Here is a 20,949-nt window from a genome sequence, read left to right as displayed (position 1 = left end):
CGTACATGGCGGATATCCGCGATCTGTCGATCGTGCTTGATCGTATCGATCAGGCAATCATTGAAGTGTTGCGCCACGAAGGGCGCATCACTTATCAAAAGCTGTCCGAGCGCGTACACCTGACCCCCAGGCCTTGTCTGGAACGGGTACGCAAGCTGGAACAGCTCGGGGTCATTCGCGGCTATGGCGCGATACTCGACGAGAAGAAACTGACACCGGGTTTGTCGTTGCTGGTGCTGGTGGCGTTGTCGAACCAGAGCGGGCGTGCAGCGCAAAAGGCCTTCGAGGCCAAGGTCCGCGCCTGCCCGCAGGTGCTGGAATGCCGCCTGATCAGTGGCGCATTCGACTACAGCCTGCGCATGCGCTGCCGTGACATGGAGCATTACCGGGTGTTGACCGAAGTCTGGTTTGACGACCCGGATCTGCACATCGACAAACTGGTCAGCCACCCGGAGCTGGCGATGGTCAAGACCACGATGGAATAAGATCAAAAGCTTGCTCGCGAAGGCGGTCTGATAGCCAGGCTGTCTTTTGTTGTCGGTGTGAATATCCGTTGCTGCGGTAACGGCGGCTTAGGGTTTCGCCCTTACGTACGGCCCCTCGCTCCGGTGTCCATCCGGGGGCATTGCCCTACAGTTTGCTTCGCTGCACCTCCCTGCAATGTGTGCGGCTTCGCCGCACGGCGCTGCGCGCCATTCCCCCGGATGAACACCTCCACTCAGCCTGTCGAGGGGGCGGGTGGATCAAGATCAAGAGCGGCAGGCGAGCTAACGCTCGGCCTGCTCTTCTCTTCTGTAGGAGCAAGCTCGCTCCTACAGGCCTTTCCAAGTAACCCGCTGTAAAAGCGGAACCGTTAGCGGCCGTTACCGCAGTAATGGATATGTACTCAGTCAACAATATCCAGTTCGGCTGGCCAACCCAAAATCTTCAGCCGTTTTCATCACCCCGACAGCCGTTATCAACCGGGTTTTTCCCGCTTCGAAACAGACAATGAGCCCCTCTCGACCCTCATTGAGTCTGCGCCCATGCAAACCACCAATACGGTATTAATGATTCGCCCGACACGTTTCTCCTTCAATCAGGACACGGCAGCGAACAACCGTTTCCAGCGTCCGGCAGCAATCACCGAAGACGTACAACTCAAGGCCCTTGCCGAGTTCGATGGCTATGTCGATGCATTGCGTCGGCACGGTGTCGAGGTCCTGGTACATAACGATCGCGAAGCCCCGCATACCCCGGACTCGATCTTCCCCAACAACTGGTGGAGCACCCATCCGGACGGCACCCTGGTGCTGTACCCGATGCAAGGTCACAACCGACGCCTGGAGCGGGACAAAGGCGTACTCGACGGGCTGCTGGACGAATACCGGGTCGAGCAGGTGCTGGACCTTTCCAGCCTCGAAGAGCAGGAGCTTTTCCTGGAAGGCACCGGCAGCATGGTGCTGGATCGGCAACAACGGATCTGCTACGCCGGGTATTCCACACGCACCCACGCCCAGGCCCTGGATCAGTTGGTCAGCCATTTGGGCTATGAGCTGTGTGCGTTCAACGCGGTGGACCGCCAGGGCGTGGCGATTTATCACACCAATGTGATGATGAGTGTCGGCACCTGCCTGGCGGTGGCGTGCCTGGCGTCCGTGCCTCAACCAGGTGAACGTGCGGCGCTGCGTGAACGGCTCGAAACCAGCGGCAAACAGCTTGTCGCCCTGAACTGGACACAGCTGGAGTCCTTTGCCGGCAACATGCTGCAAGTGCACAACGCAGCGGGCGAGCCTCTGCTGGTGATGTCGCGCACCGCCTGGCAATCGCTGGACGCCGGACAGCGCCGCGTGATCGAAACCCACACCACGCCGTTGCCGGTGAACATCGACACCATCGAGCGCATCGGCGGCGGCAGTGCACGCTGCATGCTGGCCGAGGTATTCCTGCCCAGACGCTCCCCGGCTAGGAGCCGCTGCGATGACGCAGTTGCGCCGGACTCACACCAAGGCGTTGCCTGAAAGTGGTCGCCATGTGCGCCTGGGAATTGAAACCGCAGGCGTAGGCGATTTCTGTCAGCGTGGACGTTGAATCGAGCATCAGGGCGCGGGCCTTGGCCAGGCGCCGGTCGATCAGGTAGCCATGCGGGCTTTTGCCCGTGGCGTTTTTGAATGCCCGCATGAAATAGCCTTCGGACAACCCAAGCAGGCCCGCCATTGCCGGTACGCTCAACGGGCCATCGAGGCCGGCATCGATGAACTCATCGAGCAAGCGCATCCGCTGGCCGGTGATCGAGCCATGGGGCGTTGTCGACACGGCTTCGCTACCCGTCGCCCGCTCGGACAAGGCGAGTGCCCAGGCCTCCCAATCGTCGTCCACGCCAGCCTGCAACAGCGCGGCGCGCATTCGCCGTGCGAGGACAGTGGCTTGCTGATCGATGCGATTGTTGAAGGCACGATCCCCCATCAATGCAATGTCGTCGGTGCGTATCACCCGCAGGTATTCACCGCCCTTGGCTGATTCGGACAACACGTCACACCCGGCGGGGATGAACGCCAGGCCGTTGGGCAGGGCGTCGAAAGGTTGTACCCGGTCGCTGCCGATCGCGTGCAGGCCGCGCTGGCTGTCGAAGGCAAAGCCGATTCCCGCCTGGGTCGCGACATACCGGGCCGCATAGGCGCGCCCGGGGAGCAATTCGATCGCCCAGGGCCCGGCCTCGATACGGCGGATCGGTTCGGACAGGAGCGGTGGCGGCACACGGTTTCGATGATTCATGAACACCATAGTAGTGAAGGTGAGGCGTAAAAGTCAGGTCAGTTTTCTGAAAGCCGCAAGACGGCGCACGTGTTCAGATTGGGCAAAATCTCAGGGGATAACTCATGCACAAACTGACTCGCGACGATATCGAACAGGCGGCCCGCACCGTCTACCAGGTAATGCCTGCCACCGCCCAGTACCCTTGGCCCTTGCTGGGCCGGCGGCTGGGTTGCACGGTGTGGGTCAAGCACGAAAATCACACGCCTACCGGTGCATTCAAAGTGCGCGGCGGCATCACGTTCATGCACTGGCTCAAACGCGAGCACCCCAGCGTGAAGGGCATTGTCAGCGCTACTCGCGGCAACCACGGCCAGAGCCTGGCGCTGGCGGCGGGCGCCCTGGGCTTGCAGGCGTTGATCGTGGTGCCGGAAGGTAATTCGCTGGAAAAAAACAACGCCATGCGCGGCTTTGGCGCTGAAGTGGTCGAATACGGCCGCGATTTCGATGAGGCCCGTGAAGAGGCAGCCCGCCTTGCGCACGCGCATGGCCTGTTCCTGGTTCCGCCGTTTCACCCTGAGTTGGTCAAAGGCGTCGCCACTTATGCGCTGGAGTTGTTCAACGCTGCGCCAGACCTGGATACCGTGTATGTGCCGATTGGCTGTGGGTCGGGGATCTGTGGGGTGATCGCCGCCCGCGATGCGCTGGGTCTGAATACCCGGGTAGTGGGCGTGGTTTCCACAGAGGCGGCGGCCGCACAGTTGTCCTTTGATGCCGGGGTGATATGCGAAACCGCCTCGGCAACCACCTTTGCCGACGGTCTGGCTGTTCGCAAGCCAGTGCCCGAAGCTTTTGCCGTGTACGCGGCAGGTGCGGAGCGGATTGTAGCGGTCAGTGATGCGCAGATTGCCGAGGCCATGCGCGTGTATTACACCGATACCCACAACCTGGCCGAAGGGGCCGGAGCGGCGGCACTGGCAGCACTCATTGCCGAGCGTGACGACATGGCGGGGAGAAGGGTGGGGGTGATTCTGTCCGGCGGAAACGTCGACAGACCAGTGTATGCGGCAGTGATTGCGTGACAGAATCACGCCCCGATCCGGCCAGAGGCGCCGGACGTTGCTGGTGAAGAGGGGCCGCAGTTGAACGAACAGACATTGTCCATGCGCCTGGAGCGCGTGGCGGCACATGTGCCAGCCGGTGCGCGACTGGCCGATATCGGCTCCGATCACGCCTACCTGCCGGTGGCGTTGATGCGTCGGGGCGCTATCGCCGCGGCGGTGGCCGGCGAGGTGGCGTTGACGCCGTTCCTCTCGGCCGAACGCACCGTGCGCGAGAACGACCTGGAGCTGCAGGTCACCGTACGCCTGGCCAACGGACTGGCGGCAATCGAGCCGGCAGACGGGATTACGGCGATCAGCATCTGCGGCATGGGCGGCGAAACGATCCGCGACATCCTCGACAGCGGCAAGGCCTGCCTGAGTGGTCAGGAGCGCCTGATCCTGCAACCCAACGGCGGCGAGCAGCCACTGCGCCTATGGCTGATGGAAAACGGCTATCGCATCCTCTGCGAAGAAGTGCTGCGGGAAAATCGTTTCGATTACGAAATCATCGTCGCCGAGCGCGCCGGACCTGTGACGTACACCGCCGAGGAGCTGTACTTCGGCCCGTTGCAGATGCAGGCTCGCAGCCCGGCGTTCCTGGTCAAGTGGCAGCGCAAGCTGCGCCAGAAGCAGAAGACCCTGGCTCACTTTTCTCGGGCGGGGCAGGCCGTGCCCGACGACAAGGTGCAGGACATCGAGCGCCAGGCCCGGTGGATCACCCGGTTGCTGGCTTGAGCCCGTGCCTGGCGGTCGACAATGTTCGCCATCGGTCGGGGCAGGTGGTGTAAATGTGACTCGACGGCGGTTTTTTTCATGAGATATTTCGGAAACGATTCAGCCGCGTAGCTACGCAGGTTTCAGCGAAGCAGACCGGTTCATCCGGGTGCCGGATTCACTACCGCCTGTCGAGCTTTGTGCTCAAAAACTGAACGATCGGGAGATGCAGCGCTCCTATGCTCCAGCAGGCGGAACCTTCGAGATTTCGCGTTGCACTCACTAGAAAAACAATGGACGAATACCTCATCTGCATTGAATGGAATGCACATGGGGATTTTTTTTACCTGAGACCTGGAGTGATATTATGCCGTCATCACTGACTCGCTGGGCGAGTCGCTCTCTCTTGTAATCCAAAATTATTCAATTGATTTAATCAATGCAAACTTGAACTTGTCGGCGCGATTAATTAATTCGCATGCCTGGACTATAGCCAATTTGCACTGGCGCAATAAGTGGAGATGTAATCGTGGATATTAATACAATGATCGGCCTGTTAGGCCAGAAAGAATCCATGGAGTTTTTGCGTTTAGGAGTAGTTTACGTTCACCTGTTGGCTTGCTGCGTAGCCATCGGTCTGGTGTTTGCCAGCGATGCCGCAATGGTCAAGGACTTATTGAAAGGTCGCGTGTCGTCAGGGCACGACAATGATCATATGGCCAGTCTTCAGAAGTCTGTTTCCAATGCGCTGATATTCTTGTGGGTGACCGGCGCTGCAATTATAGGCATTGATTACCTTGATAAAGGCATGACCTATTTCGCCAACCCGAAACTTCAAGCCAAAGTCATTATTGTTTTGCTGCTGACATTCAACGGCATGTTGTTGCACCGCTATGTATTGCCGGCAATGATGAAGGCCGGATCGTTGCTTGATCTGCAGATCAATGTACGGATGTTTGCCCTGTTCTCTGGCGCACTGTCGGGCGTGTCCTGGTTGTATGCCGCCATGCTCGGTGTCGGTCGACCGCTGGCCTGGAAATATTCGCTCACCCAACTGCTGATGGCCTATCCGGTGTTGATCGTACTCGGCTTTGCGATGATGGTGGCATTGACTCAGTGGGCCCGTAAACGCAACGCAGCAGCGCCTGTTGAAGAGACCACCTGGATGTTCGCGGGAATTCCTGCGCGGTGAGCTGAGGCAACACCAGGCAAAGACGGATAAAACCCTTTGCACGGTTCAAACATCAGACCCCCTCCTGGCGAGGGGGTTTTTTGTGCCTGTGGCTTTTGTGACATCAAGGAAAACCGGGTCGGTTGATTGATGCTGACCCGTCAAGCCGAGACACTGAACCTGTGGCGAAGGGGAGGGTAGCAAGGTCGGCCACGAGCGTACCGCTCATCGCCAAGCCATAAAATAAGCTTTGACATCATTGGGGCTTTGGTTGAGTATTCAACCATCGCATGCGATCTAATCGAATACGATAACAAACAACAACCCTTGCCGCTTGGAGATTCAGCCATGAACACCGGAAGCAGCCGCAAAATGATCAGCTCTACCGCTCAAGCTTCCCATGGCCACAACGGCAACAACTGGATCATTGCACACGCCAATTGATGGACGTTGTGTTTTTTAATCTCATATGCATCGTACACGATAAAATCGCACGAAACATTAAACCCTGAGGAAATCCCCATGAGCAAAATCGAAAAAGTACTGGTTACCGGCAAAACCCACACCACTCACAGCAGTGTCGGTGGTCACAATGGCAACCTCGATATCGAACTGTCGTCGCCCGGTTCCGCCCAGCCGGCCCACGTCTTTACCGGCGTCCAGCCACACCCGAAAGCCGAGCAACTGTTCGCCGGGGCCTGGTCGGCCTGCTACACCGCGGCAGTGGGGCTGGTGGCCCAGGAACGCAACATCGTGTTGCCGGCGGACATGGCCGTCGACATTGAAGTGGACCTGGGCCAGACTGGTCCGGCGTATTTCCTTCAGGCCCGACTGACACTGCGCGTACCAGGGCTGGCACAGGATGTCGCGACCGAACTGGCGCACATCGCCGACTCCATCTGCCCTTACTCCAAAGCCACTCGCGGCAATATCGACGTCGCCCTGAACGTTATTACTGCGTGATGTCTGGATGCATTAATAAAATCGCATGCGATACAAGCGCATGCGTATGTAGTTGACTTTAACCCTGAGGAAATCATCATGAGCAAGATCGAAAAAGTACTGGCCAGCGGCAAAACCCACACCACCCACAACGCCGCAGGCAACACGTCGCGCGGCCATAACGGCAACCTCGACATCGTGCTGTCGTCCCCTGGCAGCGATACACCGGCACACGTGCTCACCGCCGTCCAGCCACACCCGAAAGCCGAGCAACTGTTCGCCGGAGCCTGGTCGGCCTGCTACATCGCAGCGGTGGGGCTGGCTGCCCAGCAATTGAAGGTAACACTGCCGGCCGACACGGCCGTCGACATTGAAGTCGATCTGGGCCAGACCGGCGCGGCGTACTTCCTCCAGGCGCGACTGACGTTGCGCGTACCGGGGCTGGATCATGGGGTGGCGACTGAATTGGCCCACAAAGCCGATGCAATCTGCCCGTACTCCAAGGCCACTCGCGGCAACATTGATGTCGACATCAATGTCCTGACGGCATGACCCATTTGAAGGCTGGCTTACCGGAGATTTTCCCGGTGGGCCAGCCTTCAGTGTTTATGCGCATTTCCGATACCATCGCGTACGATGTATAGTCTCGGTCTTGCAAGATTGCCCCCAAGGGAACAGCCATGAAAAACACCGGCAAGCTATCCGCCCTGGATCTCAAACTCTCCGACTTCCTGTGTTTCGCGGTCTATTCCACCAACCTGGCGTTCGGCAAGGCCTACAAGCCGATGCTTGAGCGGCTCGGCCTGACCTATACGCAATACATCACCCTGGTTGCGCTGTGGGAGGAAGATAACCAGACCGTTGGCAGCCTCGGCGAAAAGCTGTTTCTCGAATCCAATACCCTCACGCCGATTCTGAAGAAGCTGGAAGCGATGGGGTACCTGTTACGCCAGCGCGACCCGGAAGATGAACGCCAGGTACGGATCAATCTCACAAAAGAGGGGCGAAAGCTGCGTGAAGACCTCCGCGAAGACGGCTTCCCGCAAACCGGTCTTGATCCCGAAGACTTCGTGCAAATGCAGAAGGCAATTGTGAAGTTGCGAGGTAATCTCATCCGCTCGACGAAAGACAGAGAGTAATTCGTATCAAATGAAGTGAGTGGCCCCGGGATTGCGCAGTTTCCCCGATTTCGGAGTAAACACCCCCCACTAATGGGTGTACTGCTCAGTAGCATTCATATCTTCAATCGCACAGTAATTGATTATCCGGCCAATGTTTGCGGGACACTCAGGTCGTAAACATATTTTGTTACAGCGGTGGCAGGGTAATTGCTCAGAGAGCGTATCCCATTCATCAAAGGTGCAAAGTCGGGAAGCTGTGGAACTGTCAGTACCCCCATTTGAGTGATCGCCTGTACCCATCGGTCTGCATCTCGAAATACCCCTGGTTACTCAATAGAAGTGCTGCAGTGATCCTCTGCAACCGTCCAGGGGAAATGCTGATGAGTCACTCCAAGGTAGCGTTGCACCGGTTATCGGCCTTGATCACTCTATGGACGATGTGCACCAGCATTTATATGGCCTTATTCAATGTTCCGGCAGAATTGAAACTGGCCATTGTCGACTTGAATATTTCTCTGATTGCATTGTTCATACCCTTTCTCCTGGTCATCAGACCTATCGCTCGTCGTCTTTTGTGTTTTCTGGTTTGCCTGCTGACGGTAACGCTGGTGGCCGCCGACGAACCTCAGGGCAATGACAATCAAAACAATGAGAAGTGGCTGGAGCCGGCACGCTCCAGGCTCATGCATATCAATGGCGGGATGCCGTTCTTTCCGCATCGGGCCAATACCACCGGCAACCTGGTGTTGAATGTGAAGGATTTCGACAATGCCCAGGTCTGTGGCGCTTGTCATACGGAGATCTACAAGCAATGGCGCTCGTCGATGATGTCCCAGGCCTGGGATGAACCCGTTTATCGGGCCTTGCTCAAGCGCGCGAGTTCTGCAACCGATGGGAAAGTCGATAATTTCTGTACCGGCTGCCATACCCCGATCGGTCTCACGACCGGGCAGATCAATTCGGAAATCAACCGCTCCTCGATTGAAGACAGCGCGAAGAATCATCCGATGCCCGGGGTCGATTGCGAGACCTGCCACAACATCAGCGCCCGTACGGGCCTCGATAACGGCGCCTATGTGCTGAGCCCGCGAGCACACGGTAAACCGACCAAGTTCGGCCCGCGCAAGGATGCCGTTTCGCCTTACCATGACACTGTGTATTCCGCTCTGCACACGCGCTCGGACTTTTGCGGCACCTGCCACAACGTTACACACCCGTTCAGCAGCGTGGCGGTCGAACGCACCTATGACGAATGGCAGGAAAGCACCTACAGCCTCAACGATATCACCTGCCAGAGCTGTCACATGCCAGGTTTTGCGGGCAAGGCTGCGATCATGGGGCCGGACCGCGAGAAGGTGGCCTCGCATTGGTTCAGCGGCGCCAACGCGATGATGCTCCAGCATCTCGGTCAGGAAGAGGGTGCACAACGTGCGCGCGACATGCTCGCCAGCGCCGGGGAAATAACCTTCCAGCAACTGCCGGAAGCCATCACTCCCGGGCAATACACCTCGGTAGCGGTCAAGGTGACCAATGTCGGCGCCGGGCACAAGCTGCCGACCGGCTTTCCGGAGGGTCGGGAGATCTGGATCGATTTCCGGGTGCTGGATGCCAGTGGTCGCGAACTCTATCGACTGGGTGCGATCAAGGATGGCAAGACCGAGGCCGACACGCGAAATTTCAAAGTGCACATTGGCGACAAGGACGGTAATCCGTTGGACGTCGAGGTCTGGAACGCCACGCAAATTCTCTCGGACAACCGTATTCTGCCCAAGGGCTACGATATCCGGGACTTCTCCTTCCTGGTGCCGGCTGACGCCGTCGGGCCGCTGACCCTGACTGCCGAACTGAACTACTGGCCGTTTTCGCAGAAGCTGGCCGACTACCTGCTCGGCAAGGACAAGTTACAAGTGGAAATCACCCAGATGTCCAAAGTCACGCAGAGCGTTCCCCTGTCCCCGATGACTGCGTCCAGCCGATAGCGGCATATCCGTGTGATCCGTAGCCGGACCCTTGGCTGGATTACCCTGCCTGGATTCGCAAAAACGGAAAAGGCGAGGGATTTATTTTCGGCGCTGTACCGGGTGCAGTTGGTAGCGCCTGCAGGCTTGCTCCCGAAACATCAGCACCACGACGGTGGACGAGTTCCTGCGACAGGAGCGAGTCGGGGTTCAGACCTGTGCCGCGCTGGCGAGGGCCAGAACCCATTCGACGAGCGGATCAGGCCACGGTCGTGGGACTGGCCGGGCTTGCACCCCATTCGAGGAAACGGATCTTGTGGACCTCACCCTCGCTGTCTTCGTAGACCAGGGTCACCGGTACCATACCGGTCTTGTCGGATGTATCGGTGCGCTGCAGTACGCGCTTCACATCGATTTCCATCCCGTAGTGGTATTCGACGGCCGAGACATGCGCGCCGGGTTCTTGCAGGCCGTTCTGGTCAAAGACACTGGGTGCGAGACTGGAAATCACTGCACTGACAATTGTGGCCATGTTCATAAGGCTGTACCTCTGTTGTTGTTCGCTTGACAAGGACTTCATGTGACACGCCTTGAAAGTGAAGTTCACTTAACCGCGACGAACGCACCGGCCCGCATCGCCTGTAGTGGCTTCAGGCTCCCGGCTATCCCCCGCGCTTGACGCCTTACGACCATTCGTCCTTTAAACGCCGTATTTGTTGGGCGAAACGCCTTTTTTGGATGAGGTCATAACATGTCATGATGGATTTTTGCGCAAGGATTCACGCGGTGGCTGTGACGTTTCATGGGGCGAAAACGGGGGGCAAATGCTCAGTGCCCTGGCGCTAAGTACCCGGGCGCAGGAGAGTGACTGTTGGTCGGACGAAAGGCGGATCCGGGTTTCATGGACCTGTCCGTTTCTTGAAGTATTCAAAGGCGTTTTAAAACAATGGGTTGGAGTATGAAAATCAGCGTCTTGTGATGATGAATGCTTGTCGAAGCGCGAATTTTCATCCGACCTAAGTCCTATTTCCCAACGCCTGGAGCCCGGGACATACAACGGTTCACCGGCGTTATCCCGAGTTCCCTGCTATTAATCAATGAGTATTCGAGTGTTGATCCTTTCGGGAGCGCGTCATGAATCCAGTCATTCGCATCGGCATTGCCGACGATCATCCGATGTTGCGTGAGGGTGTTGCCAATACATTGAAGAAACGGGCGGATCTTCAGGTCGTGGAGCAGGGCGCCAATGCAGACGATGCCTGGGATATTGCCCAGAGGGTGCAGCCGGACGTGATGCTGATGGACGTCAATATGCCGGGTGATGTTTTCGCCACGGTGCGCTTCATTTCCACTCGGCTGTCAAATGTGAAGGTGCTGATGCTGACGGTTTCGGAATCCGAAGATGACGCCTTTATGGCACTGGAGGCCGGCGCTAGCGGGTATGTGTTGAAAGGTGTCAGCGGACCGGAACTGGTCCTGGCGATCAGATCGGTTGCCAAGGGTGAGACGTATATCACCCCCGAGTTTGCCAACAAACTGCGCAGTAACAGCAAGCAGCACGAAGCGGAAATTCACAAGGGTGATCTGACCCATCGCGAGGAGCAGGTCATTCGTGAAGTTTCAAAAGGGCTGACCAACCGGGAAGTCGCGTCAAAGCTGTTGATCAGCGAAAAAACCGTCAAGCACCACATGGGTTGCGTGATGCAGAAACTGCATGCCCGCAATCGTGTCGAAGCGGTCGCGGCTCTGCGGCGTTATACCGAACACGAAGCTGTCGGGCGGCTTCACATCGGCGCAGGGGAAACACCAATGGATACCCGGAGCGGCTCCTGACTAGAGTTTGAACTGTGCATTGACCGATGTACCCGTGGCGCCGGAGTCGATGCTGAACAACCCGCCCAGAGACTCGACGCGATAACGCAAACCGGCGAGACCCAATCGGGTTCTGCCGGATTTCTCGACCAGCATGGCGTCCTCTGCCATGCCTGGGCCACTGTCCCTGACACTGATGTTCAATACTTCATCAAGGTATTGCGCCTGGATGACCTGACCCTCGCCATCGGCATGCCGGTAAGCGTTGTTGAGGGCTTCTTGCACAAACCGGTACAAGCAGAGTTTGAGCGGCAGTGGCGCGGCCTTCGGTAGCGGCCCCAGGGTTAATGTGACTTTGGTGCCAGTGCGTTGCTCATGCCGTTGCGCCACCAGTTGCAACTCTTCCACCAGGCTCACGTCGTTGATTTCCGGAAATGCCAGGCCCCGTGATAAATCGCGGACCTCACGCAACGCGTCGGTGGCGGCGCCACGAATGGTTTCCAGAGATTCCTGATCGACTGCGGAGCAGTTTTCGGCGAGGTCGTCGAGGCGGATCAGTATCAGGGTCAACAGCTGCGCCGGCCCATCGTGCAGGTCTGCACCAATGCGCCGCAAGGTGAGTTCGTTGACACGGGAGAACTCCTGGGTAGCCGTCGCTATCTTGCGTTGGAGTTCGGCATTGCTGATGTGCAAACGGGTTTGCTCCTGCAGCCGCAACTGCAGTGCCACTTGTTGCTGCTGGATAATCTTGTCACCGCGTCGCACGATGAAGAAAAGCAGCGACAGCATGGCCAATGTCGCGGCGCCAACGACCTCCCATACCTGCTGGCGGACCCGATTGACCTCGCGCTTGAGGCTATCGGCCTTTTCATAGAACTCGCCCACCGCAATGATATTCCCGGAGCTGGAATCGCGCAGGGGCGCGTAGATCTCATAGAGCGGCACGTTGAGGTCGCGCTCGAACTCGTTCTCGTCCTCGTCCAGGTCTTTAAGGTCGGTAACCACTTTGCCCTTGAGTGCCTCGGCGATCTCATCCAATGGAAATTTGCGGTTGGTGATGGCTTTATTTGTGCCATAGATCACCGTGCCATCCGCTCGCCAGATCTTGACCGAGACAATGTGATGTTTCAGCGAACGGCTTTGCGTGAGGCGGTCCAGAGACTGGGCACTTGCAGCCGAGAGGCCGTTGTCCCGGCTCATCTCCTGCACATAGGGCTCCAGAAAGGTATCCATGTACTGGGCGCCTGCTTCTGCTGCACTTTGTACCGCGGCATTTTCTATTCGTTCGGTGACCAGATTGCCGACGAAAAACATGGTCAGCCCCAGGATCACCGCAGCGGCAATCACAAACTGGGTCGAATGACTCAGCTTGCGCGCCCGGCCCCAGATCCGTATGTGCCAGACGCCATTGCGAACAACGTCGGAAACCGGGGCAGGTTCGACCAGCGCGTCAGTTTCCCGCGCGATCAAAGTCTCGTTTTCCGATTCGGCTTTTGCATCTTTTGCCATCGCCCTGGTTCCCTGATCATCGTGACAAGTCGGTTGCAACCCCAGCAACCCGACGAATATCCGGAGATCGGCTGTCGGCGCCATGCCCATGACTGACAGTAGTTCACTGCATAGCGATCCGACAGCTTCACTGATGGACTACACACCACGAATGATAGTCAGGTTCATTGCCCTGGCGAGGTTCAAGCGTGCGCTGTGCCGACCTTGCCGGTGGCCAGGGAATTTTTCCGGACCGCCTGATACAGCAGGCTGGATACCATGAACCCGAGAATGGCCAGCAGGCTCATCAGCGAGAACACGTAGTTGTAGCCCTGTTGACCCGGGAAGTGGTCGAGTATTGCGCCATAGATGACGTAGGCAAACATGCCCGGCGCATAGCCGATCAGGCAACCAATGCCAAAGGCTGAGCCGGTGATGTGCGGGGCAATGCCCACTTCACCCATGGGGGCCCAGAACACGCCGCGCATGGAAAAAACGATCAGTGCGAAGGAGAGGGTGGCGGCCATGCCTGCGTAGATGAAACCCGGGCTTTTCGGGATGAGCATGATGGCGCCCATCAGCGGCAACAGCGCCAGGAATGCCCATTTCAGATAGCGGCTGGAACTCTTGAACTGTTTGTCGGCAATGAAGCCGCCAGCGGGGCCGCCGAGGATCTTGAGGAAGTACTGGTTGATGATGCCATAGGCGCCCACCAGGGCTACGGGTAGCTCGTACATGTCCTTGAGGTAGGGAATGAAATAGGTCAGGCCGCAGTACACGATGTAGACCATGAACACGTTGAGGCTGACCAGCCAGATACCCGGCACCTTGATGGCTTCGAGCAGGTTCGACAGCCCGTTCTTCGGCTTGGCGGTCGACTGGGCACCGCCACCCTTGAGCAGCAGCCAGGTCAGGGCGCCGGCAAGAATGTCGATGACCGAGTAGAAGAGAATCGCCGATTTCAGACCGTTTTCACCGGATCCCATGGCGACGAACACGCCCAGCGCAGAGAACGCGATCAAGGTATCGATGACTCCACGTCCACCTTCGAGCAGGCCGAACAGGCGCCCCTGTTCCTGATCGTCGCCCAGATTGCGGATCGCCTTGAGCAGCGAAGGCCAGAAAATGCAGTCGGCACATACGGCCAGCAGGCAGAACACGATCAGCAGATTATTGAAAGGCGGAAAGGTCGCCAGGTAAAGCCCGAGGCTGCCGGTGCCGATCAGGCCGATGGGGATCAGCCTGCGCGTGTCGTACCGGTCGGCGAGCATGCCGCCGACCACAAACAGCGCGGTGGCGATGATCGCGTTGGCGCTCAGCAGCAGGCCGATTTCAGTGTGGGTCAAGCCCATGAATTCCTGCATGGGGATATAGAAGGCGTCTTTGAGATTCGCCAGCTTGTAGATGGTGCCGCCACCGAGGATGAGAATCAGGAATCTGAGCCATTTGGCCTTGTCATGGGATGTCATTATTGTTCTCCAGGCGTAATTGGTTAGGCAGTGCCGCTCGGCACATCAGGTTCAGGCGTCGGGGCAATGGGCCAGGGACAACTCGGCCAGTGTGCGGAACTCGGCCAACAGGCTTCGTACGTAGGCGACCTGGTTGTTTGCCCAACGGTGTTCATCGGCCAGCATGTGCTCCAGCGAGTAGCCTTGCGGCAGCGCTGTTTCACTCATTTCGCGGTACGCGATGAACGGGTCGGCGGCTTCGTCGAGCTGGCGGAACGCCGGGGCGACATAGTGGTTTTCCTGCTCGAGAATGAAGGCGATCACTTGCGGGGTTGATTCGCCGAGCATCAGCAGTTCGAACAACATGCGCGCGTTGGGCAGGTCGTCTTCGTCGCTACCCTGCAGCACGCCGTAATGCCCGAAGCCGTTTTGCTCGGGGACGATGCGCACACCCTTGAGGTGGGTCTGGCGTATGTGCGGCGCCAGGTTGCGCAGTGCCGCAAGGGGCTGCTCGCAGGCATTGATCATGTTGCCGAAGTCGAACAGGGCATGCAGCCGCGGGTGGTTCAGCCGGTTCAGCAGCTGCGCGATTTCAGCGCTCTTGAGTTCCTCGTGCTGCTCGAAGTCGAAGAACAGGTCGTGCTCGTCCGCTTGTTGCGCGAGGTATTCGAGGTCGGTCTCGATCAGGTCCATGACCCGCGACAGCGACCCTTCGTAGCGTGAGTAGACACGGATGTTGCGGGTGCCCAGCGCCTTGGCGATGGCGATCACTTGATCGACATCCCTTTTCCTGGTGCTGCTGATTTCCAGATGCACATCCAGCCCCCGTGCATTGGCCTTGGCCGCGAACGCCTGAAGCTGCGCGGGTGTCATTTGGCTGAGGCTGTTTTCTTCACCGTCGAGCAAGTGCAGGCTCAGACCCTGCAGTTCGTGGCGATAGGCGAAGTCCAGCAGGTCGCCAGGGGTGACACGGCCGTGGGTCAGGTTGGTCAGCAGGGGGTAGGCATGTGCAAACAGGCGCAGTTGCCCAAGCCGGTCGAGCAACTGGCGGGCCAAGGCCTCGGTCAGTACGGGAGGAGCCCCGGCCTCGACAGCCTTGTGGCTGAGCAAGGCGTTGAAGCGTTCCTGGATCTTATTGTTCATTCGAGTCGTTCCTGGTTCAGACGCCGGGTCTGCCGGCGCAGCCTTTATCGCGCCAGTCAGGAACTCTCGATAGATCCATTATCAGTTAAATCATAAGACCACTTGCCTTGGGTCAAGTGGCCTGTTGCAGGTAGCCCAGTTTGCCCAAGGCCTGGGCAAGTGCTTCGACGCGCGCCTGGGCCTGGTCCTCGGGGGTGCTGGCAAAACCGATCAGTAGCGCTGGCGGCAAGACATGCTCGAGGCAGTAGTCGCTCAGGGCATAGGTATGAATGTCATGCTGGCCGAGTTCCTTGGCCAGCATGTCGTCATCAAGATGCGCGGGTAACCAGGCGATCAGGTGCATGCCGGCTTCCACGGGCGTGATCCTGAAGAACGTGCCCAGGCGTTGCTGCAGCTGTTCGACCAGTGCTTGCTGGCGAGCCTGGTACAGCGCGCGCATGCGCCGAATATGCCCGAGAAAGTGGCCTTCGCGCATGAAGTCTGCCGTGACGGCCTGTAGCAGTGTGGGCGGGCTGCGATCCATGACCGCCCGCAGGGTACAGAAGGGTTCGATCAAGGCGTTCGGCAGTATCACGTAACCCAGTCGCAGCGAGGGGAAGAGCACTTTGCTGAACGTTCCGGCGTAGATGACCCGGGCCCATTGGTCCATGGCATAAAGTGCCGGCAAGGGGCGGCCGTTGTAGCGAAACTCACTGTCGCAGTCGTCCTCGATGATCCAGCTTTGATTGCGCGCGGCCCAGTCGATGAGTTCCTGGCGCCGGGCGTAGCTCATGGTGATGCCCAGAGGATGCTGACGGGAAGGGGTGGTAAACGCCAGGCGGGCGTCAGGACACAGTGCCAGGCCTTGCCGGATATCGATGCCCTGTTCGTCGATGCGCAACGGCACGACCAGCCCGCCTTGGGCCTGGAGTGCAATGCGCGCCGCGATATGCCCGGGATCCTCCATCCAGAAGCTGTCCTGCGGATTGAGCAACAGCATGCCCAGCAGGTTGAAGGCTTGCTGGGCGCCGGAAACGATGACTACCTGCTCGGCACTGCAATCGATGCCCCGGGCATCAAAGACGTATTCGGCAATCGCCTCGCGCAGGGCCAGCAATCCTTGCAGTTCGCCATAGCCGAGCATGGCCTTGGTCGGTTTGTGCAGGTGGCGGTTCAGCAGCCGCTTCCAGACAGTTTGCGGGAACGCATCGTAAGCGCTGTGACTGGGCAGGAACGAGGCCGGGCTCCCGGTCGCCCAGTCAGCATAGGAAACGCCGCGGAAATGATCGCTGCGCAACGACAGCATGGACTGGCTCAGATCGGACAGGCGAGGAGGCTGGCGCTGGTGCTGATCGTCATCAATCCCGCGACCTTCCCATTCATGGCCGACATAGGTTCCGGCCCCGGTCCGCGACGTCAGAAAACCTTCGGCAATCAGTTGATCGAACGCATTGAGAATGCTGATTCGAGAAAGCTGCAATTCTTTGCTCAAGGTCCGGGTGGACGGCAGGCGTACGCCGCCCTGAATCCTGCCACTGAGAATCTGTTTGCGAATCTGCAAGTAGAGTTGACGGTACAAGGGGATGGAACTGGCACGGTCCAGCTCGATACCTGACAACAGCAAACCGGCGGAGGATTTCATTGTTTGTTCGTCTGGATAGTGTGTGAATTGCCGTCAGGCACCTGGATGCGAAAGGGTATCGAGCGGTACTGGATAAGTCATCCACCACAGACATTGGTACAGCGCAAAAGACCCAATAGAATTTCAGCACTGCTGCGCACTAACATGGGCTGGCATGGTCAATAAACCGCGCTCGACCCACAGTGGTCGAACTGCCCGGAACCGACCGGCCCCGCATCGGCCATTTGATCAAGGACAGTGAAAGCATGCTCGCCGCCACATAACCAGCAACAGACTCCCCCTGGTTCCGTGAATCGGGACTCGCCCTACGGTTACCCCCTCAATCCCTTTCGAAGATTTAACCCATGTACCTACGCAAAATTGCAGTTGGGCTGTCGGCCCTTGTTTTGCTCTCGACCGGGGCAGAAGCCCGCAGCCTGCTGGATCTGCTCAAACCGCCCGCAGCGCATCATGAACAAACGTCCCGCTCGGGTTCGATCAGCCAGAGCGCGGCCCTGGACCTCTACTCGAACAAACAGAAGCAGGCATCGTTTGACGGCTGCGCAGAGCTGTTCCCGGCAGCGAAACCGATCAACACCGCTACGGTGCCGGCAACCATGAAACCCCTGGCATTGTGTTCCGATAACTTCGCGGTGCTGTACTCGCAAACCAGCAAGACCCCGCTGGTGGTGGTCGAACGCCTGAATGCAGCCCAGTTGCTGGATGCCAAAGGGGAGGAACGCACCAATCAGTTCTATCCGGACCCCCGTATTCCCAAAAGTGGACGGTCAGAATTGAGCGATTACCGAGGACAACACCCTGCAGCGGACAGAGGCCATCAGGCCGCTGCAGCAGACGCACCCAATAAAAAAGCTATGGCCCAGTCCTTTGCGCTTTCGAACATTGTGCCGCAGGAACCTACCAATAACCGCAAAATCTGGAGCAAGGTCGAGTCTGACGTCAGGAAGTTTGCCAAGCGAGCCAATGGCGATGTCTTTGTGTTTACTGGCCCGCTGTTTGACAGTGATCATAGAACCATTGGTGATAATCACGTCTGGGTGCCGGCTCGCTTGTTTAAGCTAGTCTATGATTACTCCTCTAAGAGGGCTTGGGCGTACGTGCTACCCAACGCCGATACCCATATCGAGAAGCCAATGGACTATGCAGCTTTTGTAAAGATCACAGGGCTTGATTTATTGGACAATCTACCCGTAACCGGTTCGGTTAATCGCTCTTGAATTCAGAGAGGACATTGCCTGAATGATCTATACGGAGACGGTTATCGTTCAAGATAAAATACGTGCTTGTAGGCCCACGGTACTGCTTATCGTGGGTACCTCTCCTTTTCAGCCGTTGCTGGAGTTCTTTCGGGAAAAATGTCCAACGATGATGAGGCGTCGCCGACAGACCGTTGAACATCCTTTTGGAACGCTCAAATACTGGATGGGAAGCACCCACTTCCTGACCAAAACCCTACCAAGGGTAAGCACCGAGATGAGCCTTCATGTGCTCGCCTGCAACTTCAAACGAATGATGAGCATCTTCGGCATCACAGGGCTGCTGGAAGCGATCAGGGCGTGAATCCGGTCGCTTGATCGTCCGTGTACAACTTTGGGCCGCTGGCGCGGCCCAAACAGCACTTACGAACGCCTATGTAGCTGACTAGGGCAATTCGCGCTTCCATCTGCTGGTTTCGCAGGCAACGCCCGTAGCTCTCAGCTTTCGATGTATTTAGTGCGTTTTCACACAGCCTGGACCCAAAGCCGCCTGTGGCAGGCATCTACGAAACTTGGAACGACTCATTGTGCCGGAACCATTCGTTTTCTATCTGGCGCTATTTCGATTCGAGATGGAGGAGTCGCTTACATGCAATTCTTCAAGGATCTCTAGAAAAAGCTCTGCGCTTCGTGACAGAGGGCGAGAGGCCTCGGTTATTGCACAAATGGTGTTATGGAACACGGGGCTGTCCGGTAACTCCCACAAGTCGAAACGCGGGGCGATGAGCTCGACATAATGCTCCGGTAGTAACCCGGCGTATCCTCCACCTTCAACGAGCATTGCGATAGCTTCCAGTCCTGCGGCTTCGGGTCCTCGTTCAAAACCATGAGTAGCCAGCGCTTCTTCGACGAAGGGATGCGGCCGATAAACCAGTTGAGGACGAAGCCGTCTCTCGCCCGGCGCTTGTTTCGCTACATATACGCGATGCTCTTCGACGAATAGCTTTTGGTAATGGAAGGCTCGCTCTTTCTTGTACATCCCGCGAATGGCCACCTGTACCCGGCGCTCGCGCAGCGCCTGGTTTAAATTGGCAAAGGTCATCACGGCTACTTCTGCCTGAACGTTCGGTGCCCTTCGTCTCAGTTCTTTCAGCGCTTCGGTCAGCCGGCAATTTGGATCAGCGAGCATATGCTCGACAGTTCCAATCGAGACGGTGCCGGATATCACGGCACGTACCGCATCAATTTCAGGCTTGATTCGTTCAAGAGAATTGAGTGCATTAGTCGTCAATTCCAGCGCCACTCTCCCGGCCGCGCTCAGCTTGAAACCTGCCGGACCTCGCTCGCACAGTCGTACACCCAGACGTTCCTCTACTTCCTTGATATGCCTGCTGATGGAAGCTTTGGTCATATTTAGCCGGCGTTCAGCCGCAGCAAACCCCCCGGCTTCAGCGGCAGCACAGAAAATACGCAGAGAGCGTAAGTCACGCTCGGTAAGGTCGAATCGGTTCATGGGAAAAAGGTATCAGATTCCAAGACCATATTGCCAATAAAGTGATTTTACTTGCGCTTTCGCACTGGCTAATTTGGTTTCAGCAACCTTCACAAATACAACACTCCAAGAAATGGGGGACCGCATCATGACAACACCCAGTCGCCGAAGCATCGTCAAAGCCGTGCTCTTGACCTCGCTGGTTATCTGTACTTCCACCTTCGCATTAGCTCAGGCAGGCACGCTTGCCGACATCAAGCAGCGTGGCAAGCTGACAGTGGGAACCGAAGCCGCTTACGAACCTTATGAATTCGTTGAAAACGGTAAGGTTGTGGGTTACGGCCACGATATTCTGGAGCAAATGGCCGCAAAACTCGGCGTTGAGCTGGAGCAGTTGAACTTGCCGTTCAACGGTTTGCTTCCCGGTTTGATGAGTAACAAATTTGATTTCGTGGCCACTTCCGTCGGGATCACACCTGAGCGTGCCAAACGGTTCGCTTTCAGTCAGCCCATTGGTATCGTCCGCTCATTGTTCGTCGTCAAGGCGGACAACACCACTGTCGGCAGCCCCGAGGATGTAGCAGGCAAAGTGGTGGGGACCCAGATGGGTTCTTCAGCCCAACAAGCACTGCAGGAATACGAGCGAGAACTCAAAGCCAGCAAAGGGCAGGGCTACGCTGAGCTTAAGCTATTCCAGGGCTATCCCGATGTCGGTCTGGCGATCGCCAATGGCTCCATCGATGTGGGTGTTCTACCCAGTAACGTATTTGCTGTGCAAATGCGCCGTCAGCCGGACATTTATAAAACGGTTGGCGAGGTTGGCGATGCCAAGCTGTTGGCTTGGGTAGTCAATGCCAAAAATCCGGAAGTGCGCACCTTTATCAACGAAACGCTTGATGAGATGCGTGCTACCGGAAAGTTGGCCGAGCTGCAGAAAAAATGGTTCGGCGAAACACTGACATTACCGACTTCAGGGTACCTGCCTGAAGCGGCCCTCTAAGTGGAGG

19 protein-coding genes and 1 pseudogene are annotated in these 20,949 nt (G+C 57.5%); 13 read left to right on the top strand and 7 right to left on the bottom strand.

Annotated features, from left to right (window positions below; genetic code table 11):
• Positions 1-5 precede the first annotated feature (5 nt).
• Positions 6-485 (top strand): Lrp/AsnC family transcriptional regulator, encoded by a 480-nt coding sequence (locus ACEN8E_RS14545; RefSeq protein WP_007974731.1) that lies wholly within the window; start codon positions 6-8, stop codon positions 483-485.
• A gap of 540 nt (positions 486-1,025) precedes the next feature.
• The gene (gene ctlX / locus ACEN8E_RS14540; protein ID WP_495593225.1) at positions 1,026-2,000 is read left to right on the top strand and encodes a citrulline utilization hydrolase CtlX; all 975 of its coding nucleotides are present in this window, start codon (positions 1,026-1,028) and stop codon (positions 1,998-2,000) included.
• On the opposite strand, the gene ACEN8E_RS14535 is transcribed toward ctlX, so the two are convergent.
• A complete protein-coding gene (locus tag ACEN8E_RS14535) occupies positions 1,945-2,763 on the bottom strand; it encodes a helix-turn-helix transcriptional regulator (RefSeq protein ID WP_495593224.1) in 819 nt (272 codons plus the stop codon). The two genes, ctlX and ACEN8E_RS14535, sit on opposite strands and share 56 nt — an antisense overlap.
• Positions 2,764-2,858: 95 nt before the next feature.
• Here ACEN8E_RS14535 and ACEN8E_RS14530 point away from each other — a divergent pair, with 95 nt between their 5' ends.
• The 7 genes from ACEN8E_RS14530 (at position 2,859) to ACEN8E_RS14500 (ending at position 9,763) form a co-directional block, all read left to right on the top strand.
• Positions 2,859-3,815, top strand: a complete 957-nt coding sequence (locus ACEN8E_RS14530; protein ID WP_495593223.1) for a threonine dehydratase — start codon at positions 2,859-2,861, stop codon at positions 3,813-3,815.
• Positions 3,816-3,875: 60 nt separating this feature from the next.
• On the top strand, positions 3,876-4,571 hold the full coding sequence (locus ACEN8E_RS14525; protein ID WP_495593222.1) for a tRNA (adenine(22)-N(1))-methyltransferase: 696 nt from the start codon (positions 3,876-3,878) through the stop codon (positions 4,569-4,571).
• A 523-nt stretch (positions 4,572-5,094) separates the two neighbouring features.
• A complete protein-coding gene (locus ACEN8E_RS14520; RefSeq protein ID WP_495593325.1) occupies positions 5,095-5,742 on the top strand; it encodes a hypothetical protein in 648 nt (215 codons plus the stop codon).
• 501 nt (positions 5,743-6,243) lie between these two features.
• The gene (locus tag ACEN8E_RS14515) at positions 6,244-6,684 is read left to right on the top strand and encodes an Ohr family peroxiredoxin (protein ID WP_495593221.1); all 441 of its coding nucleotides are present in this window, start codon (positions 6,244-6,246) and stop codon (positions 6,682-6,684) included.
• A 78-nt stretch (positions 6,685-6,762) separates the two neighbouring features.
• Positions 6,763-7,215 carry an Ohr family peroxiredoxin gene (locus ACEN8E_RS14510; RefSeq protein WP_495593220.1) on the top strand — a complete coding sequence of 151 codons (453 nt, stop codon included), beginning with the start codon at positions 6,763-6,765 and terminating at the stop codon, positions 7,213-7,215.
• Between the two features lie 128 nt (positions 7,216-7,343).
• Positions 7,344-7,802 (top strand): MarR family winged helix-turn-helix transcriptional regulator, encoded by a 459-nt coding sequence (locus ACEN8E_RS14505; protein WP_495593219.1) that lies wholly within the window; start codon positions 7,344-7,346, stop codon positions 7,800-7,802.
• Positions 7,803-8,164: 362 nt separating this feature from the next.
• Positions 8,165-9,763, top strand: a complete 1,599-nt coding sequence (locus ACEN8E_RS14500; RefSeq protein WP_495593218.1) for a multiheme c-type cytochrome — start codon at positions 8,165-8,167, stop codon at positions 9,761-9,763.
• A gap of 238 nt (positions 9,764-10,001) precedes the next feature.
• Here the strand turns inward: ACEN8E_RS14500 and ACEN8E_RS14495 are convergent, their stop codons facing one another.
• Entirely contained in the window at positions 10,002-10,280 is a 279-nt protein-coding gene (locus ACEN8E_RS14495; protein WP_495593217.1) for a DUF2790 domain-containing protein, read from the bottom strand.
• 596 nt (positions 10,281-10,876) lie between these two features.
• Here ACEN8E_RS14495 and ACEN8E_RS14490 point away from each other — a divergent pair.
• Complete coding sequence (locus tag ACEN8E_RS14490; RefSeq protein ID WP_495593216.1) at positions 10,877-11,575, top strand: response regulator; 699 nt, start codon at positions 10,877-10,879, stop codon at positions 11,573-11,575.
• Here ACEN8E_RS14490 and ACEN8E_RS14485 read toward each other — a convergent pair whose 3' ends face one another.
• The 4 genes from ACEN8E_RS14485 to pdxR form a co-directional block, all read right to left on the bottom strand.
• Positions 11,576-13,063, bottom strand: coding sequence for a sensor histidine kinase (locus tag ACEN8E_RS14485; protein WP_495593215.1), 1,488 nt, complete (start codon positions 13,061-13,063; stop codon positions 11,576-11,578).
• 182 nt (positions 13,064-13,245) lie between these two features.
• Positions 13,246-14,511, bottom strand: a complete 1,266-nt coding sequence (locus tag ACEN8E_RS14480; protein ID WP_495593214.1) for an MFS transporter — start codon at positions 14,509-14,511, stop codon at positions 13,246-13,248.
• A gap of 51 nt (positions 14,512-14,562) precedes the next feature.
• Complete coding sequence (locus ACEN8E_RS14475) at positions 14,563-15,633, bottom strand: sugar phosphate isomerase/epimerase family protein (protein ID WP_495593213.1); 1,071 nt, start codon at positions 15,631-15,633, stop codon at positions 14,563-14,565.
• A 112-nt stretch (positions 15,634-15,745) separates the two neighbouring features.
• Positions 15,746-17,254 (bottom strand): MocR-like pyridoxine biosynthesis transcription factor PdxR, encoded by a 1,509-nt coding sequence (pdxR, locus tag ACEN8E_RS14470; RefSeq protein WP_495593212.1) that lies wholly within the window; start codon positions 17,252-17,254, stop codon positions 15,746-15,748.
• 344 nt (positions 17,255-17,598) lie between these two features.
• Between pdxR and ACEN8E_RS14465 the strand changes: the two genes are divergently transcribed.
• Together ACEN8E_RS14465 and ACEN8E_RS14460 are read left to right on the top strand one after the other, a co-directional pair.
• Positions 17,599-18,471: a DNA/RNA non-specific endonuclease gene (locus tag ACEN8E_RS14465; protein ID WP_495593211.1), complete on the top strand. Its 873-nt coding sequence runs from the start codon at positions 17,599-17,601 to the stop codon at positions 18,469-18,471.
• Between the two features lie 142 nt (positions 18,472-18,613).
• Positions 18,614-18,814 (top strand): annotated as a pseudogene (locus tag ACEN8E_RS14460) (transposase); the annotation flags it as partial.
• A gap of 243 nt (positions 18,815-19,057) precedes the next feature.
• On the opposite strand, the gene ACEN8E_RS14455 reads toward ACEN8E_RS14460, so the two are convergent.
• Positions 19,058-19,963 carry a LysR family transcriptional regulator gene (locus ACEN8E_RS14455; protein WP_429372132.1) on the bottom strand — a complete coding sequence of 302 codons (906 nt, stop codon included), beginning with the start codon at positions 19,961-19,963 and terminating at the stop codon, positions 19,058-19,060.
• A gap of 127 nt (positions 19,964-20,090) precedes the next feature.
• Here ACEN8E_RS14455 and ACEN8E_RS14450 point away from each other — a divergent pair, with 127 nt between their 5' ends.
• Complete coding sequence (locus ACEN8E_RS14450; RefSeq protein ID WP_495593210.1) at positions 20,091-20,942, top strand: transporter substrate-binding domain-containing protein; 852 nt, start codon at positions 20,091-20,093, stop codon at positions 20,940-20,942.
• The last annotated feature ends 7 nt before the right edge of the window (positions 20,943-20,949 follow it).

The organism is Pseudomonas sp. Pseusp9, assembly GCF_059491265.1.
The sequence above is the reverse complement of the archived record's forward strand: the minus strand, read 5'-3'. Positions and strand labels throughout refer to the sequence as shown.

Coding starts and splice junctions, on each gene's coding strand:
- ACEN8E_RS14450 (WP_495593210.1), top strand. CDS start 20,091: ATGACAACACCCAGTCGCCGAAGCATCGTCAAAGCCGTGCTCTTGACC.
- ACEN8E_RS14475 (WP_495593213.1), bottom strand. CDS start 15,633: ATGAACAATAAGATCCAGGAACGCTTCAACGCCTTGCTCAGCCACAAG.
- ACEN8E_RS14530 (WP_495593223.1), top strand. CDS start 2,859: ATGCACAAACTGACTCGCGACGATATCGAACAGGCGGCCCGCACCGTC.
- ACEN8E_RS14465 (WP_495593211.1), top strand. CDS start 17,599: ATGTACCTACGCAAAATTGCAGTTGGGCTGTCGGCCCTTGTTTTGCTC.
- ACEN8E_RS14480 (WP_495593214.1), bottom strand. CDS start 14,511: ATGACATCCCATGACAAGGCCAAATGGCTCAGATTCCTGATTCTCATC.
- ACEN8E_RS14500 (WP_495593218.1), top strand. CDS start 8,165: ATGAGTCACTCCAAGGTAGCGTTGCACCGGTTATCGGCCTTGATCACT.
- ACEN8E_RS14520 (WP_495593325.1), top strand. CDS start 5,095: ATGATCGGCCTGTTAGGCCAGAAAGAATCCATGGAGTTTTTGCGTTTA.
- ACEN8E_RS14490 (WP_495593216.1), top strand. CDS start 10,877: ATGAATCCAGTCATTCGCATCGGCATTGCCGACGATCATCCGATGTTG.
- ACEN8E_RS14455 (WP_429372132.1), bottom strand. CDS start 19,963: ATGAACCGATTCGACCTTACCGAGCGTGACTTACGCTCTCTGCGTATT.
- ACEN8E_RS14510 (WP_495593220.1), top strand. CDS start 6,763: ATGAGCAAGATCGAAAAAGTACTGGCCAGCGGCAAAACCCACACCACC.
- ACEN8E_RS14495 (WP_495593217.1), bottom strand. CDS start 10,280: ATGAACATGGCCACAATTGTCAGTGCAGTGATTTCCAGTCTCGCACCC.
- ACEN8E_RS14535 (WP_495593224.1), bottom strand. CDS start 2,763: ATGGTGTTCATGAATCATCGAAACCGTGTGCCGCCACCGCTCCTGTCC.
- ACEN8E_RS14485 (WP_495593215.1), bottom strand. CDS start 13,063: ATGGCAAAAGATGCAAAAGCCGAATCGGAAAACGAGACTTTGATCGCG.
- ctlX (WP_495593225.1), top strand. CDS start 1,026: ATGCAAACCACCAATACGGTATTAATGATTCGCCCGACACGTTTCTCC.
- ACEN8E_RS14505 (WP_495593219.1), top strand. CDS start 7,344: ATGAAAAACACCGGCAAGCTATCCGCCCTGGATCTCAAACTCTCCGAC.
- ACEN8E_RS14515 (WP_495593221.1), top strand. CDS start 6,244: ATGAGCAAAATCGAAAAAGTACTGGTTACCGGCAAAACCCACACCACT.
- pdxR (WP_495593212.1), bottom strand. CDS start 17,254: ATGAAATCCTCCGCCGGTTTGCTGTTGTCAGGTATCGAGCTGGACCGT.
- ACEN8E_RS14545 (WP_007974731.1), top strand. CDS start 6: ATGGCGGATATCCGCGATCTGTCGATCGTGCTTGATCGTATCGATCAG.